15 protein-coding genes are annotated in these 14,683 nt (G+C 64.1%); 2 read left to right on the top strand and 13 right to left on the bottom strand.

Features of this window, described 5'->3' with window-relative positions; all coding sequences use genetic code 11:
- Window positions 1–235: 235 nt before the first annotated feature.
- From FJ948_RS07440 to FJ948_RS07420, 5 genes are all read right to left on the bottom strand, one after another.
- Window positions 236–1,894: an FAD-binding dehydrogenase gene (locus FJ948_RS07440; RefSeq protein ID WP_140702974.1), complete on the bottom strand. Its 1,659-nt coding sequence runs from the start codon at window positions 1,892–1,894 to the stop codon at window positions 236–238.
- 40 nt (window positions 1,895–1,934) lie between these two features.
- Entirely contained in the window at window positions 1,935–2,924 is a 990-nt protein-coding gene (locus tag FJ948_RS07435; protein ID WP_140702972.1) for a Gfo/Idh/MocA family oxidoreductase, read from the bottom strand.
- A 238-nt stretch (window positions 2,925–3,162) separates the two neighbouring features.
- Complete coding sequence (locus tag FJ948_RS07430) at window positions 3,163–3,738, bottom strand: YceI family protein (RefSeq protein WP_140702970.1); 576 nt, start codon at window positions 3,736–3,738, stop codon at window positions 3,163–3,165.
- Between the two features lie 70 nt (window positions 3,739–3,808).
- Entirely contained in the window at window positions 3,809–4,378 is a 570-nt protein-coding gene (locus tag FJ948_RS07425) for a cytochrome b (RefSeq protein WP_140703907.1), read from the bottom strand.
- Between the two features lie 202 nt (window positions 4,379–4,580).
- Window positions 4,581–5,471 carry a LysR family transcriptional regulator gene (locus tag FJ948_RS07420; protein WP_140702968.1) on the bottom strand — a complete coding sequence of 297 codons (891 nt, stop codon included), beginning with the start codon at window positions 5,469–5,471 and terminating at the stop codon, window positions 4,581–4,583.
- A 96-nt stretch (window positions 5,472–5,567) separates the two neighbouring features.
- On the opposite strand from FJ948_RS07420, the gene FJ948_RS07415 reads away from it, so the two are divergent.
- On the top strand, window positions 5,568–6,563 hold the full coding sequence (locus FJ948_RS07415; protein ID WP_140702966.1) for an aldo/keto reductase: 996 nt from the start codon (window positions 5,568–5,570) through the stop codon (window positions 6,561–6,563).
- Window positions 6,564–6,784: 221 nt separating this feature from the next.
- On the opposite strand, the gene FJ948_RS07410 is transcribed toward FJ948_RS07415, so the two are convergent.
- From FJ948_RS07410 to infC, 8 genes are all read right to left on the bottom strand, one after another.
- A complete protein-coding gene (locus FJ948_RS07410; protein WP_140702964.1) occupies window positions 6,785–7,387 on the bottom strand; it encodes a nucleotidyltransferase family protein in 603 nt (200 codons plus the stop codon).
- A 46-nt stretch (window positions 7,388–7,433) separates the two neighbouring features.
- Window positions 7,434–9,842 (bottom strand): phenylalanine--tRNA ligase subunit beta, encoded by a 2,409-nt coding sequence (gene pheT, locus FJ948_RS07405; protein ID WP_140702962.1) that lies wholly within the window; start codon window positions 9,840–9,842, stop codon window positions 7,434–7,436.
- Window positions 9,843–9,846: 4 nt separating this feature from the next.
- Window positions 9,847–10,269 (bottom strand): ASCH domain-containing protein, encoded by a 423-nt coding sequence (locus FJ948_RS07400; RefSeq protein WP_140702960.1) that lies wholly within the window; start codon window positions 10,267–10,269, stop codon window positions 9,847–9,849.
- Complete coding sequence (pheS, locus tag FJ948_RS07395; RefSeq protein WP_140702958.1) at window positions 10,266–11,363, bottom strand: phenylalanine--tRNA ligase subunit alpha; 1,098 nt, start codon at window positions 11,361–11,363, stop codon at window positions 10,266–10,268. The genes FJ948_RS07400 and pheS overlap by 4 nt, the downstream gene beginning before the upstream one ends.
- Window positions 11,364–11,493: 130 nt before the next feature.
- The gene (rplT, locus tag FJ948_RS07390) at window positions 11,494–11,895 is read right to left on the bottom strand and encodes a 50S ribosomal protein L20 (protein WP_006201247.1); all 402 of its coding nucleotides are present in this window, start codon (window positions 11,893–11,895) and stop codon (window positions 11,494–11,496) included.
- Window positions 11,896–11,914: 19 nt separating this feature from the next.
- The gene (gene rpmI, locus FJ948_RS07385) at window positions 11,915–12,118 is read right to left on the bottom strand and encodes a 50S ribosomal protein L35 (RefSeq protein ID WP_006201248.1); all 204 of its coding nucleotides are present in this window, start codon (window positions 12,116–12,118) and stop codon (window positions 11,915–11,917) included.
- Between the two features lie 192 nt (window positions 12,119–12,310).
- Window positions 12,311–12,958 carry an isoprenylcysteine carboxylmethyltransferase family protein gene (locus FJ948_RS07380; RefSeq protein WP_140702956.1) on the bottom strand — a complete coding sequence of 216 codons (648 nt, stop codon included), beginning with the start codon at window positions 12,956–12,958 and terminating at the stop codon, window positions 12,311–12,313.
- A gap of 179 nt (window positions 12,959–13,137) precedes the next feature.
- The gene (gene infC, locus FJ948_RS07375) at window positions 13,138–13,674 is read right to left on the bottom strand and encodes a translation initiation factor IF-3 (protein ID WP_010912915.1); all 537 of its coding nucleotides are present in this window, start codon (window positions 13,672–13,674) and stop codon (window positions 13,138–13,140) included.
- Window positions 13,675–13,895: 221 nt separating this feature from the next.
- On the opposite strand from infC, the gene FJ948_RS07370 reads away from it, so the two are divergent.
- Entirely contained in the window at window positions 13,896–14,681 is a 786-nt protein-coding gene (locus tag FJ948_RS07370) for an alpha/beta hydrolase (protein ID WP_140702954.1), read from the top strand.
- Window positions 14,682–14,683: the final 2 nt, after the last annotated feature.

The raw sequence follows: 14,683 nt of genomic DNA, 5'->3' as shown, positions 1-14,683 counted from the left end.
GACCGGCAGCTTCCGACCCCGAATCAGTCATTGCCAAGAAGTCCGTGCCAGCTCGGTCGCAACTGGTATTTGTCACGGGTTCATGCTCCAGGCATGCTACGTTACGATGAAAATAGACAAACAGAACAATGAGTAAGTGGATCGTGCGCTGCATCTCTTCGGGCGCGCCAAATCTTCCTTGGACTTCAATTCGTTGGTTGCGCGGTCGATGATATCGGCTTTGCGGCCCGTCCTTTCACCCCACCGATCGCGCCGCCGCCCGTCCCGCACCGCGCCCCGAGAAAATACAGCCGCCGAGGAACGTGCCTTCGAGCGCCGCATAGCCATGCACGCCGCCGCCGCCGAAGCCCGCGGCCTCGCCGACGGCATAGAGGCCCGGCACCGGCTGGCCGTCGGTATCGAGCACGCGGCTGTCGAGATCGGTCTGCAGGCCACCCAGCGTCTTGCGGGTCAGGATGTTGAGGCGCACGGCGATCAGCGGCCCGTTCGCCGGGTCGAGCATCTTGTGCGGCTTGGCCGTGCGGATCAGCCGGTCGCCCAGATAGGCGCGGGCGCCGCGCAGCGCGGTGATCTGCATGTCCTTGGAGAACGGGTTGTCGAGCTGCCGATCGCGGGCGCGGATTTCGCGCTCGACCGTTGCGACCTCAAGCAGCGGTTCGCCGCCGGCCAGCGCGTTCATGCGCGCCACCAGCTTCGGCAATTCGGCCTCGACGATGAAGTCCTCGCCCTTTTCCATGAACGCCTTGACCGGGCCGGGGATGCCCGACGTGGCGCGGCCGAGCACCTGACGCCAGCTTTTTCCCGTCAGGTCGGGGTTCTGTTCGGAGCCCGACAGCGCGAACTCCTTCTGGATGATTTTTTTGGTCAGGATGAACCAGGAATAGTCGAAGCCGGTGCTCATGATGTGGCTCAGCGTGCCCAGCGTGTCGAAACCGGGATAGAGCGGCACCGGCAGGCGCTTCCCCCGGGCATCGAGCCACAGCGAGGACGGGCCGGGCAGGATGCGGATCGCATGCTCGGTCCAGAGCGGCGCCCAGTTCCTGATGCCCTCGACATAGTGCCACATGCGGTCGCGGTTGATGATCGAGCCGCCGGCTTTTTCTGATATGGCCAGCATGCGGCCGTCGACATGGTCGGGCACGCCGGTGATCATGCGCTTCGGCGCGGTGCCCAGCCGCTGGGGCCAGTTTGCCCGCACCAGCTCATGGTTGCCGCCGATGCCACCGGAGGCGACGATCACCGATTGGGCATGAAACTCGAAATCGCCCGATATTTCGCGCGAACTCTTGTGGCCACGTTCGACGGTGCTCGGCTCAAGGATCTCGCCGCGCACGCCGGTCACGGACGCGCCAGTTCGCGTCAGCTCATTGACCCGGTGACGGAACCTGAAGTCGATCAATCCACGCTTTTGCGCCTCGCGCACGCGCAGCACGAAAGGTTCGAGCACGCCGGGGCCGGTGCCCCAGGTGATGTGGAAGCGCGGCACCGAATTGCCGTGGCCGATGGCATTGCCGCCGCCGCGTTCGGCCCAGCCGACGACAGGAAAGAACTTCAGTCCGCGCTCCGTCAGCCAGGAACGCTTCTCGCCGGCGGCGAAACCGACATAGGCCTCCGCCCATTTGCGCGGCCAGTGGTCTTCGGGCCGGTCGAAGGCTGCGGTGCCCATCCAGTCCTCGAGCGCCAGATCATGGGAGTCGCGGATGCGCATGCGCCGCTGCTCCGGGGAATCGACCAGGAACAGCCCACCGAACGACCAGAAAGCCTGGCCGCCCAGCGACTGTTCCGGCTCCTGGTCGACGATGATGATTTTCTTGCCGGCCTCGGCAAGCTCGGCGGCGGCGACCAGCCCGGCAAGACCGGCGCCGACAATGATGACATCCGCGTCGTCCCCCATTTTTCCTCCCCAGGATTAGCCGGCAAATTAATACGAGGACTTAGACGTTTTCCCAGCCGCCCTTGTTTTCGCCGGCGCGGAAGATGGCGTCGATGACCTTCTGATTGGCGACCGATTCCTCCAGCGTGAAGACCCGCTCCTTGCCGCCCTGCGCCGCCCGCGCGAAGGTCTCGACCTCGAGCCTGTATTGCTGCGTGCCGGGGAAGCGGAACACCTGCGCTTCGCTGTGGTTCTGGTTGTGCAATTCGACGCGGTGATGGTCGTAGAGCCCGGCATTGAACGGCGAAAACACCTCGATGAAACCCTTCTCGCCGTGGAACACCATCACCTGGCGCGCCGCCATCTGCGTCGACAGGTAGAAGGACAGTTCGAAGTCGCCGAAATCGGCGCGGATCGAGGAGTAGATGTCGGTGCCGAATGTCTTGTCGCGCTCGATCGTCGCCTGGACGCGCAGCGGCTCCTTGCCGGTCGAGAACCGCGTCGACACGGTCGGGTAGACGCCGATGTCGGGCAGCGCGCCGCCGCCGAGATCGAGTTTGTTGCGCATGTTGTTGGGGTCGACATTGTAGTAGGAGAAAGCGCCCTGCACATGGCGCAGCCGGCCGATGGCGCCGCTGGCGATGAGGTCCCGCACCTTGATCCATTGCGGATGGTAGATGACCATGAAGGCTTCGCAGACCAGCACTTTCTTGCTGTCGCGCAGCTTGATCAGCGGTGCGATGTCCTTGGCGTCGAGCGCCAGCGGTTTTTCGACCAGCACATGCTTGCCGGCCTCGATGGCTTTTTCAGTCCATTCGACATGTTGCGAGGTCGGCAAGGGGATATAGACACCGTCGACCTGGTCGGACGCGAGCAATTCCTCATAGGAGCCGAAGGCGTGGCGCGCACCGAAGCGCTCGCCCAAGGCCTTGGCCTTCGACAGGTCGCGGCTGGCGATTGCCGACAGCACCCCGTTCTCCGCCTCGACCATTGCCGGCAACAAATGCTCGCGGCCGATCTTGGCCGTCGACAACACACCCCATCGGAACATCTGGCTTCTCCATGTCGATTTATCGGTGACGAGGTTTGCCCGAAATCGCGGGAAAAGCCAATGAAAGACACGGGTCACAATGCACCTTCGTCCGTGACTTCGCCGAAGGATGCAACGGCGCAGAATTTTGGAGCGCCGCCATGCCTTGAGGTCACGGAATGGATCCTAGGGGTTTCGCGACGTCGCTTCGCGACTGCTCCACCCTAGGATGACGAAGTCACGGATGCCCGCCCTGAACCTATCCTCGCTTCCCCGTCAGCGTCATGTCGAAGTCGACGACATTGGAATAGAGCGGCGTGCCGACATCCATGCCGTAGCGCGACCTCAGCACCTTGCCGGTGACATGGAATTTGATCGTCCCGCCCTTCAGCCCATCGAGCTCGGCGGTGAATTTTTCCGCAAACGTCTTGCCGCGCGCCGTCAGCCGGCCGGTGACGAGCGCCGTCGTGTCGCTGGTGCGGGTCACGCTTGTCGAACGGAACTGGATTTCGGGGCTGTTGGCGGCATCGAACACCGCGTCGGAGCGCAGGAAGGCGTCGATGCGGCCTTGGCCGGTGGCGACGCTTTCGGGATAGATGGTGAGGTCGACCTTCGAGCGACCGACATCATTGTTGTCGATGCGGATCGTGCCCTTGAAGCGGGCGAAGGCGCCATCGAAGCCGCCGCCACCGGCCTTGCCGATGGTGAAGCGGATCGCGGAGCCGGCCTGGCTGATCGTGTAGCTGCCGGCGGCATCGCCGAGCATGACTGCCGCGTAGACGGGCATGGCAAGGCAGGCGGCGGTAGCCGCCAATCCGAGGATTCGCGCACGCATTGGGGTGTTCCTTGTTTAGGAGGCAACGCTCTGCGGCGTCCTCACCTCACAAACGAGACCAAAGCCCGTTCTATTCCCCGGCTGACGAAGGCGTGATCATGCGCGTGAGCACTTGGTCGCGCAGCAGGAAGTGGTGGCGCAGCGCCGCGGCGACATGCAGGGCAACAAGTGCCGCGCCGGCATAGGCGAGATACCAGTGCACCGCCGCCCAAAAGCCCTCGGCGGCGTCGGATTCGATGAGCGGCAGGTTCGGCATGACGAACAGGTTGAACGGCATGCTGGGGATTTCCAGCGTCGAGACCGACACCAGCGCCCAGCCGGACAGGGGCAGGGCGAGCTGGAAGGCATAGAGCGCCAGATGCGCCAGCGGCGCCGTCCGCCGCTCCAGGGCGCCAACGGAAGGCGGCAAGGGAGGCGCCTTGTTGCCGAGCCGCCAGGCGATGCGCAGGATGATGAGGCCGAGCAGCAGAAAGCCGAACGATTTGTGCAGTTGGATCAGTTCGAAGGCGGCGCGCTGGCTCTCGATCCGCACCATGACAAAGCCGAGCACTAACTGACCGATGAAAATCAGGGCGATCAGCCAGTGCAGGAGGATGGTTGCCCAGCTGTAGCGGGTGGGGGTGTTGGTGAGCGGGCGCATGTGGGACCAACGCTGCTGAACCATGCTTTCTTCCCGGACGGCAGCGCTGCCCCTCATTGCCCTGCCGGGCATTTCTCCCCGTAAACGGGTAGAAAGAAGCCTTCGCCGATGGTTTCGCCAATCTCCGAAGTCGCCAGTAAGGCGCCGGCAGGCAGATGAGAGGCGGCGCCGACGCTGATAATCCTGCCGATCTCGCCGGCGCCTATCCGCTCACCTTGAAGAAATCGACGAAAGCCCTCAGCGCCGGCCGCATCTGGCGGCGGCTGGGATAATAGACGAAGAAACCGTCAAAGCACGGGCACCAGTCCTCCAGCACGCGGATCAGCCGGCCGTCGGCAAGCGGCGCGCGCACGTAAGGCTCGAAGACGAAGGCGAGCCCGGCGCCGTCGATGGCGGCCTGGGCGATCAGATGATCCTCGTCGAGGATCAGCGGCCCTTGCGCGGCGATTTCGATCTCCTCGCCGCCCTTCTCGAATTCCCAGCGGTAAAGGATGCCGCTGGAAAAGCGGAAGCGGATGCAGCGGTGCTCGGCCAGCTCTCGCGGATGGCGCGGCGGCGGCATGGCCTTGAAATAGGAGGGCGCGCCGACGACGGCGCCGCGAAGATCGGGGCCGATGCGCACGGCGATCATGTCGCGCTGCAGGCTTTCGCCGAGCCGCACGCCGGCGTCGAAACCGCCTTCCACCACGTCGGTGAAGCGGTCCTCGATGACGATCTCCAGCACGATCTGTGGATACGCCGCTGCAAAGGCGCCGAGCCGTGGCGTCAGCGTCAGATGCGCGGCCGTACGCGGCACGGTCAGCCGCAGGTTCCCGGCTGGTCGGTCGCGCGCCTCCGCCGCTGTTTCCAGCGCCAGATCGATCTCGGACAGGGCCGGGCGCAATCGCTCCAGCAATTGCGCGCCTTCCTCGGTCGGGGCGACACTGCGCGTGCTGCGCGCCAAAAGGCGCACGCCAAGCCGTGCCTCCAGGCTGGAGACCGCATGGCTCACCGCCGAAGGCGCGATCGCCAGTTCCCTGGCCGCACCGCGAAAACTGCCGCATTGGGCAACGGTTGCCAGCACCGCAAGCTGTGAGAGATGTGCCCGATTCATTGATCTATTTCTTGGAACGACCCGTACTAAGAAGAGCCGATTATCGAACGGCCTGCAAGGCGCTATTTCTGCCGCATCACAACAAGGAGACGCGTGATGAAAACCCGCAAACTCGGTACTGAACTCGAAGTCTTCCCGGTTGGCCTTGGTTGCATGGGCATGAGCTTCGCCTATGGCGGCCAGCCGGAAGCCGAGGCGACCTCGACCCTGCACCGCGCCGTCGAGATCGGTGTCACCTTCTTCGACACGGCGGAGGTCTACGGTCCCTACGAGAACGAGATCCTGCTGGGGAAGGCGCTGAAGCCGGTTCGTGACAAGGTGACGATCGCCACCAAATTCGGCTTCAAGATACTGGAGGAAGGCACCGGCTTGGATCGCATGGCCGGTGTCGACAGCCGTCCCGAGCACGTCAAGGCTGTTGCCGAGGCGTCGCTGAAGCGGCTGGGCACCGATGTCATCGATCTCTACTACCAGCACCGCGTCGACCCGAACGTGCCGATCGAGGAGACGGTCGGCGCCATGGCCGAGCTGGTGCGTGAGGGCAAGGTGCGCGCGCTCGGCCTGTCGGAGGCAAGCGCCGCCACCATCCGCCGGGCGCATGCCGTCCACCCGATCGCGGCCGTTCAGAGCGAATATTCGCTATGGAGCCGCGACCCTGAAGACGATGTCTTTGCTGTCTGCCGCGAGTTGGGCATTGGCTTCGTGCCTTACAGCCCGCTCGGTCGCGGCCTTTTGACGGGGGCGATTGCCAAGCCCGAAACGCTTGACGACGGCGACTGGCGCCGCACCTTGCCGCGCTTCCAGGCCGAGGCCATGGAAGCCAATGCTGAGGTGATCGCCACGCTGGAAAGACTGGCGGCCGAAAAGGGCGTGACCTCGGCGCAACTGGCGCTCGCCTGGGTGCTGCACCAGGGCGACTTTATTGTCCCCATCCCCGGCGCACGAAAAATCCGCCATCTGGAGCAGAACACGGCGGCGGCCGCGATCGAGCTGAGTGCCGCGGAGGTGGCGGCGATCGGCGATGCGCTGTCGCCTGATAAGGTGATGGGCAAGCGCTATACGGAGGAACTGCTGGCGCTGGTGAATGGGTAGGCAATGGGGCGCTTCGGCGCCCCATCTTGTTGAAAGCTGGCGCGAGGCACCCCCCTCTGTCCTGCCGGACATCTCCCCCGCAAGGGGGGAGATCGATGTCGCCGCCGCCTTCGCCAATCACCAACGTTGCAGGGTGGGCGACGAGCACGAAGCTGCCAATCTCCCTCCTTGCGGGGGAGATGGCCGGCAGGCCAGAGGGGAGTGCCTCGAGCCTAGTTCTCTTACCACGGCACCACGCTAATCTCCGGCCAATACTCCCGCGCGCGCTTTCCCTTCACTTCATGCGTGCGCTGATTATCCAGCACCCGGTTCGGCGTGATGCGAAACGAGAAGATGTCGTCGAGCCCGAACGGTGCCACCAACTCCAGCTCCCTGTCCCGGCCGTACCGCACCCCCACCGCATGCGTCTTCGAGGCAAAAAAGCTGACGGACTCGCTGGCGCTCGCATAACGCGGGCAAGGCTGCCCGAATTTCCGCGGATACCACAGATGCACCCGGGCCTGGTTGCGCACCTCGACCGGCAGAGGCAGTCCCTCGAAATGTGCCGCCGCCCGGCGGATCACCGCGTCCTCGGCCTCGTAGGACAGGTCGGAGTCATCGAAATAGAAAAGGTCGACGTCCCTGATGCCGTAGCCCAACGGCTTGCCGGTCAGGTGATTCCAGACGCTGTTGTAGAGAGCGCCGGACACGACCAGCCAATCCGGCAAGGCGAGTTCACGCACCCGCGCCAATGTATCGGCGAGCAACTGATCAGCCGCCACGATGTCGAGGAACACCATGCGTTGCGCTTCGAACGGCAGTCCGGAATGGCGGAGATGGTTCATCGCCCTTTGGAGAGCGATTCGCCATGCTCCGGCAATCCTGAACTTTCTATGCCCGCAGCACGCCGCCCGTCTGCTTGCCGACATTCTCGACGATGCGCTTGGCCAGCGCCTCGAAATCCTCGTCGGTCAGTGTTTTCTCGACCGGCTGGATCGACACTTCGATGGCGATCGATTTTTTTCCTTCGCCGAGGGACGCTCCCTCGAAGATATCGAAGACCGAGACGCCAGTGATCAGCTTCTTGTCGGCGGCCAGTGCGGCGCGAACAAGCGTGCCCGCCTCGACCGCCTTGTCGACGACGAAAGCAAAATCGCGCTTCACCGCCTGGAAGGCGGAGAGCTCCAGCTTCGGCTTGGTCTTGGTCGGCTTGGCTTTCGGCTCGGGCACTGCGTCGACGAACACCTCGAAGCCACAGAGCGGTCCGGAGACGTCGAGCCCTTCCAGCGTCTTCGGATGGAACTCACCAAACGTGCCGAGCACGGTCTTCGGACCGAGCTTGATGGTGCCGGAACGGCCGGGATGATACCAGGCCGGTCCGCCCGCCTCGATCTGCAGCCGGTCGACCGGCGCGCCGCAGGCTTCGAGCGCGGCGATGGCATCGGCCTTGGCGTCGAACACGCCGACCGGACCGGAATTGCCGGCCCAGCTACGGCCGGAGCCGTCGAGCCTGGCCGTACCGCGGCGCACGCCGGCGGCGACGCGGCGTTGCTGGTCGGCGCCATCGCCCTCATAGGTGCCCGAGACCTCGAACAGCGCCACGTCGCCGATGCCCTTGTCGGCGTTGCGCTGCGCGGCCGAAATCAGCCCCGGCAGCAGCGAAGGCCGCATGTCGGACATGTCGGCGGCGATCGGGTTGGCGAGCTTCAGCGCCGTCTGGCCGCCGCCGAACAGTTCGGCGTGCCTGGCCGGAATGAACGACCAGGTAACAGCCTCCATCATGCCGCGCACGGCGAGCGAACGCTTGGCGGCACGGGTGCGGATCTGCAGCGTCGTCAGGATCTTGCCATTGACCGCGTCATGCGCGCCGAGCGGCTGCGGGGCGATGTTGTCGACGCCATGGATGCGCATCACTTCTTCGACCAGGTCGGCCTTGCCGTCGACATCGGGGCGCCAGGAGGGCACGGTGACGTCGACGACGTCGCCCGATCCCTGCGCGTGGAAGCCGAGCCGCGACAGGATGTCGAGGCTCTCCGCCCGAGGCACTTCGATGCCGGTCAGCCGCTTCACTTCCGACACCGGCAGCGTAACGATCTTCGGCTGATGTCCGGCATAGCCGGCCACTTCGGTTTCCGTCGGCGTGCCGCCGCAGAAGTCGATCACCAGCTTGGTCGCCAGTTCGATACCAGGCACCATGAATTCGGGATCGACGCCGCGCTCGAAGCGGTAGCGCGCATCGGTGATGATGCCGAGCGCGCGGCCGGTGCGGGCCGTGGTGATCGGATCCCAAAGGGCGGATTCGATCAGCACCTCCGTCGTGTTCTCGTCGCAGCCCGAGTGTTCGCCGCCCATGACGCCGGCAATGGATTCGACGCCATTATCGTCCGCGATGACGCACATCTCCGGCGTCAGCGTGTATTCGCGCCCGTCGAGCGCCTGAACCTTCTCGCCATCCCTGGCGCGGCGCACCACGAGGTTGCCGGCGACCTTGGCGGCATCGAAGACGTGCAACGGCCGGCCACGGTCGAAGGTGACGTAATTGGTGATGTCGACCAGCGCGCTGATCGGCCTCAGACCAATGGCGATCAGCCGCTGCTGCAGCCATTTCGGCGAGGGGCCGTTCTTGACGCCCTTGACCAGCCTGAGCGCGAAGCCGGGGCAAAGCTCCGGCGCCTCGATCGTCACCTTCACCGGGCACATGCCGCTGCCGACATGTGGCATGATCGCGCCGCCGACTAGGCGGCCAAGCCCGCTCGCCGCCAGGTCCCTGGCGATGCCGTACACGCTGGTGGCATCGGGCCGGTTCGGCGTCAGATTGATCTCGATGACCGGATCGTCGAGATGGGCATAGGCGGCAAAGCTGGTGCCAACCGGCGCATCGGCCGGCAGGTCGATGATGCCATTGTGCTCGTCCGACAGTTCCAGTTCGCGCTCGGAACACATCATGCCATGGCTTTCGACGCCACGGATCCTGCCGACCGTCAGCGTCACGTCGATGCCGGGCACATAGGTGCCGGGCGCGGCGAAAGCGCCGATCAGGCCCGCCCGCGCATTGGGTGCGCCGCAGACGACCTGCACCGGCGGCTTGCCGTCACCGGTGTCGACGGTCAGCACGCGCAGCCGGTCGGCATCGGGATGCTGCACCGCCGTCAGCACCTTGGCGATGACGAAGGGCTTCAGGCCCGCCTTGTCGTCGACATGCTCGACCTCGAGGCCGATCGACGTGAGCCGCTCAACGATCTCGGCGAGCGTGGCGTCGGTCTCGAGATGGTCCTTGAGCCAGGAGAGGGTGAATTTCATCGTCTCACACTTTCGCGTCTTCTTGCGCGAACACTTCGACCAGGCGGAAGCGCTCGCAAATCAGTTTCATGTCGGGCGAAAAACCGCCATTGCGCCCAAAATAGGCGTGATGGGCGTCATGCCAGTATTCGTAGCTCAAATCGCCTTCACCCTCGTCGCGGGCAAAATCGGCATCGACCTCGTCGAAGCGCCGCACGATCGCCTCGACCGTTTCGATGACGGCGGCCCGGCGGCCGCTGCCGTCGAGCACCACATCACGACGACCGACCTCCGGCACCGGCTCGGCGCCGCCATAGTCGCGCAGCGCGCCGCAGGTCGCCGTCTTGCGGCCCGACAGCACCAGCGCCAGCAACGCGTCGGCCAGTTCCGGGCTGTCGCCGAATCGGAAGGTCACCGCGTCCGCATAGGGATCGGCAACTGGGCTCACGCGCTCAGGCCCCCGAACAGCGTCGGCATGTCGAGCGGCCGGAAGCCGTAATGCGACAGCCAGCGCACATCCGCGTCGAAGAAGGCGCGCAGGTCCGGCATGCCGTATTTCAGCATGGCGATGCGGTCGATGCCCATGCCCCAGGCAAAGCCTTGATACTCGTCGGGATCGAGCCCGCCGGCCCTCAGCACGTTCGGGTGGACCATGCCGCAGCCGAGGATCTCCATCCAGTCGGAGCCTTCGCCGAAGCGCACTTCGCCCGGCCGCGAGCGGTCGCACTGGATGTCGACCTCGAGGCTGGGCTCGGTGAACGGGAAGAAGGACGGACGGAAGCGCATCTTGACCGAAGGCACCTCGAAGAAGGCCTTGCAGAACTCTTCCAGCACCCACTTCATGTTGGCGACGTTGGCCGACTTGTCGATCACCAGCCCCTCGACCTGATGGAACATCGGCGAGTGGGTGGCGTCGGAATCCTGGCGGTAGGTCTTGCCCGGAATGACGATGCGGATCGGCGGCTTCTGCTTCTCCATGGTGCGGATCTGCACCGGCGAGGTGTGGGTGCGCAACAGCTTGCGCCCGCCCTTCTCGTCCGGCTGGAAGAAGAAGGTGTCATGCATCTCGCGCGCCGGATGGCCTTCGGGGAAATTCAGCGCGGTGAAATTATAATAGTCGGTCTCGATATCGGGACCTTCGGCGATGGCGAAGCCGAGATCGCCGAAGATCGCCGCGATCTCGTCGATGACCTGGCTGATCGGATGGATGCGGCCGCGTTCGGCCGGCGACTGCCGCACCGGCAATGTCACGTCGACCTTTTCGGCCGCCAGCCGCGCGGCGATCGCCACATCCCTGAGTTCAGCCTTGCGGGCAGTCAGCGCCTCGGTGACGCGGTTCTTGAGACCGTTGATCGCCGGACCCTTCACCTGCCGTTCCTCGGCGCTCATCGCGCCAAGCGTCTTCAGCATTTCCGAGACCGAGCCTTTCTTGCCAAGGGCCGCGACACGCACGGCCTCGATCGCCGGCTCGTCGGCGGCCGAGGCGATGTCGGCGAGCAGCGAAGCTTCCAGGGCTTCAAGATTTCCAGCAGTGGCGTTCACGGCGAAACTCTCTCGATCGGGTGACCACCGGTCACCAATTTGGTTACATCAGGCATAAGAAAACCCGCGCCAGCCGTGCCAGCGCGGGTTCCCCAAATCAAGTGTCGAAAGTGCTTGGGAAGCGCTGGTCTTAGGCGACAGCGCTTTCAAAAGCGTTCGGCGTGGTGTTCTTCAGATATTCGAGCGCGACCTTGGCCTTGGCGACCAGGGCGGCGAAAGCCTGCGGCTCGTGGATGGCCATGTCGGACAGGATCTTGCGATCGATCTCGATGCCGGCCTTGTTCAAACCGTCGATGAAGCGGCCATAGGTCAGGCCGTGCTCGTGGGTCGCGGCGTTGATGCGCTGGATCCACAGCGCGCGGAACGAGCGCTTGCGGTTCTTGCGGTCGCGGTAAGCGTACTGCAGCGACTTTTCCACCGCCTGCTTGGCGATGCGGATGGTGTTCTTGCGGCGGCCGTAGAAGCCCTTGGCGGCTTTCAGGACCTTCTTGTGCTTGGCGTGCGAGGTGACGCCTCTTTTTACGCGTGCCATGTCATGATCTCCTTAAAACTTAAAGGCCGTTCGGAAGAAAATTCTTGATGACCTTCTTGCCATCCGGTTCAGCCAGAACCATCGTGCCGCGGGCATTTCGAATGAACTTGTTGGAACGCTTGATCATGCCGTGACGCTTGCCGGCCGCAGCCGACAGGACTTTACCCGTACCTGTGATCTTGAACCGCTTCTTGGCGGCTGATTTGGTCTTCATCTTGGGCATTTTGCTACTCCGTATTGTTGGCGCACGATCGCGCTTCTTGTTCGCTTCGGGCCGACCAAAGCCCGAAAAGCAAATGAAACCGCCACGGCATGCCCTGCCGGGCGGTTTTCTTGGAACGGCGGTGCTATAGATCAAACAGAGCCGGCGCGCAACACCCACCCCGTCGCGCCGATGCGCGACGGGCAATCCCAATCAGGGCAGCGTGAACCAGACCGGCAGCATGCCCGACAGTTGCGCGCCGTCGATCAGTTCGAAGGCCGGCAGCGCGATCAGGAACACCAGCCCGTCGAGCAGCGTGGTCAAAAGCAGGCGCGGCTTGAAGCTGCCGGTGTCGCCTTCCTGGTAGAGCGAGAGCTTGGGGAAGAAGCGCGGCACGCGCGCCAGATAGTCGGCATAGGGTGCGCCGAGCGCTTCCTTGAGGAATTTCTCCTCGCGCAGGATGACGATATGGAAGGCGCCGGCGCACAGGACGGCGAAAAGGATGATGCCGGAGAACGAGCCGATCTGCGCGCCGACACCGGCGGCAGCCACGGTCGAGAACACGTAGAGCGGATTGCGGGTGATCGAGTAGGGGCCGCCGGTCACCACCTCGGACGACTTGCGCCCGCCTATATAGAGCGTCGCCCAGAGGCGCCCGACGATGCCGAGGAAAATCAACAGCACGCCGAACATCTCGATCGTTTCATGCACCGGCGTGTCCGGCGGGAAGGTCGACTGGCCAAACAGCAGCGCCAGAAACAGCACCACCACGAGCACCGCAAGCACCAGCCGGCGCATCTGCTGGTAGTTGCCCAGCCCGTGTTTGACGTCCTTGACGTCCGAAACCTTCTCGTTGGCCATGCCGGGAATCCGATCGTCGAAGAGCTTTGCCGGCGATCACGGCTTTGAGCTAAGAACAAGGCGTCCCGCCGATCGCCGGGACGCCCTGTAGCACGATTCAGGCGGATTTAGAGCGCGGTTGCCCGCCTAACCTTTTCGTGACCGTGCCGTGATCTCTGGCATTTCAGCCGAAAGCAGGCTTAGCGCGGCGCCAGCACCATCATCATCTGACGGCCTTCGAGCTTTGGCTCGGCTTCCACCTTGGCAATGGTCGCCACTTCCTCGCGTACCTTGTTCAGAAGTTGCATGCCGAGTTCCATATGCGCCATCTCGCGGCCGCGAAAACGCAGCGTCAGCTTGACCTTGTCGCCTTCCTCGAAGAAGCGGCGCACCGCCTTCATCTTGGTCTCGTAGTCATGGCTGTCGATGTTCGGGCGCATCTTGATCTCCTTGATCTCGATGACCTTCTGATTCTTGCGCGCCTCGGCCGCCTTCTTCTGGTTGGCGTATTTCAACTTGCCGAGATCGAGGATTTTTACGACGGGCGGCACTGCGTTGGGCGATATTTCGACGAGATCGAGCCCGGCCTCTTCGGCAAGCAGCAATGCGTCGTTGATGGAAACATCGCCGCGGTTCTGGCCTTCGGCGTCGATAAGCTGGACCCGGGGAACCCGGATGTCACGGTTGGAGCGCGGCCCATCCTTGGTCGGCGCCGCTGCTTTGAAAGGTCTGCGAATGGTCGTGGTCTCCTTGGCCGTTTCGTTCAGGATTTGTCAGTCTTGATGCGTGGACGCGCCAATGTGGTGAGCGCGCGGGCGGAGTCAATAGCATAGCATTGACAGAAAATCACCCTGATCGCGGGCCTGCACCAAACAAAGAAACAGCGCGAGCACTTTTCGCCACGCTATCGGCTGTGTCACAAGGGCCGCGTGCCAAAGACGGGCCCGAGGAAAAAGCCATGACCGCCACGCCCCCACCCCTTCTGGCTCCAACCTTTATGGACGTCGATGGATCACGCATCGCGGTGCGCCATGCGGCCGGCGCCGCACCCGGCATCGTCTGGCTCGGCGGTTACAAGTCGGACATGCTGGGCACGAAGGCGCAGACGCTGGCGGACTGGGCGGCACGGGAAGGCCGCGCCTTCCTGCGGCATGACTATTCAGGCCACGGCGAATCCGGCGGCGCCTTTGCCGAGGGTACGATTTCGACATGGTTATCGCAAAGCCTTGCCGTCTTCCGGCATTTCGCCAAGGGCAGCCAGATCCTGGTCGGCTCCTCCATGGGGGCCTGGATCGCGCTGCGCATGGTGCGGGAATTGCGCAAGGCGGGCGACGCAAGCGTCGTCGGCCTGGTGCTGCTGGCGCCGGCGCCAGATTTCACCAGCGACCTCATCGAGCCGGTGCTGACCGAGGCTCAGAAGCGCGACCTCGCCGAAAAGGGGTTCTTCGCCGAGCCATCGGACTATTCCGCCGAGCCCTACATCTACACACGCGCCCTGATCGAGGACGGACGCGAAAACCGGGTGATGACCGGGCCGATCGACACCCATTGCCCGGTTCACATCCTGCAGGGACTGGCCGATGCCGATGTGCCGTCGAGCCACGCCCTGAAGCTCGCCGCCCTGCTGCCGGCCGACGATGTCACGCTGTCGCTGATCCCTGACGGGGATCATCGCCTGTCGCGCCCGCAAGACCTCGACATGCTGGTGCGGGCGGTCGGCGACATGGCCAAGCGAGGCGAGTGACG

The sequence above is a fragment of the Mesorhizobium sp. B2-3-12 genome, from assembly GCF_006442205.1.
Lineage (GTDB): Bacteria > Pseudomonadota > Alphaproteobacteria > Rhizobiales > Rhizobiaceae > Mesorhizobium.
The sequence above is the reverse complement of the archived record's forward strand: the minus strand, read 5'-3'. Positions and strand labels throughout refer to the sequence as shown.

Bases quoted from the DNA above. Each gene is read 5' to 3' on its own strand.
- pheT (WP_140702962.1), bottom strand. From the start codon at position 9,842: ATGAAATTCACCCTCTCCTGGCTCAAGGACCATCTCGAGACCGACGCC.
- FJ948_RS07380 (WP_140702956.1), bottom strand. From the start codon at position 12,958: ATGGCCAACGAGAAGGTTTCGGACGTCAAGGACGTCAAACACGGGCTG.
- FJ948_RS07370 (WP_140702954.1), top strand. From the start codon at position 13,896: ATGACCGCCACGCCCCCACCCCTTCTGGCTCCAACCTTTATGGACGTC.
- FJ948_RS07435 (WP_140702972.1), bottom strand. From the start codon at position 2,924: ATGTTCCGATGGGGTGTGTTGTCGACGGCCAAGATCGGCCGCGAGCAT.
- FJ948_RS07430 (WP_140702970.1), bottom strand. From the start codon at position 3,738: ATGCGTGCGCGAATCCTCGGATTGGCGGCTACCGCCGCCTGCCTTGCC.
- FJ948_RS07415 (WP_140702966.1), top strand. From the start codon at position 5,568: ATGAAAACCCGCAAACTCGGTACTGAACTCGAAGTCTTCCCGGTTGGC.
- FJ948_RS07420 (WP_140702968.1), bottom strand. From the start codon at position 5,471: ATGAATCGGGCACATCTCTCACAGCTTGCGGTGCTGGCAACCGTTGCC.
- FJ948_RS07410 (WP_140702964.1), bottom strand. From the start codon at position 7,387: ATGAACCATCTCCGCCATTCCGGACTGCCGTTCGAAGCGCAACGCATG.
- FJ948_RS07440 (WP_140702974.1), bottom strand. From the start codon at position 1,894: ATGGGGGACGACGCGGATGTCATCATTGTCGGCGCCGGTCTTGCCGGG.
- rpmI (WP_006201248.1), bottom strand. From the start codon at position 12,118: ATGCCCAAGATGAAGACCAAATCAGCCGCCAAGAAGCGGTTCAAGATC.
- FJ948_RS07425 (WP_140703907.1), bottom strand. From the start codon at position 4,378: ATGCGCCCGCTCACCAACACCCCCACCCGCTACAGCTGGGCAACCATC.
- rplT (WP_006201247.1), bottom strand. From the start codon at position 11,895: ATGGCACGCGTAAAAAGAGGCGTCACCTCGCACGCCAAGCACAAGAAG.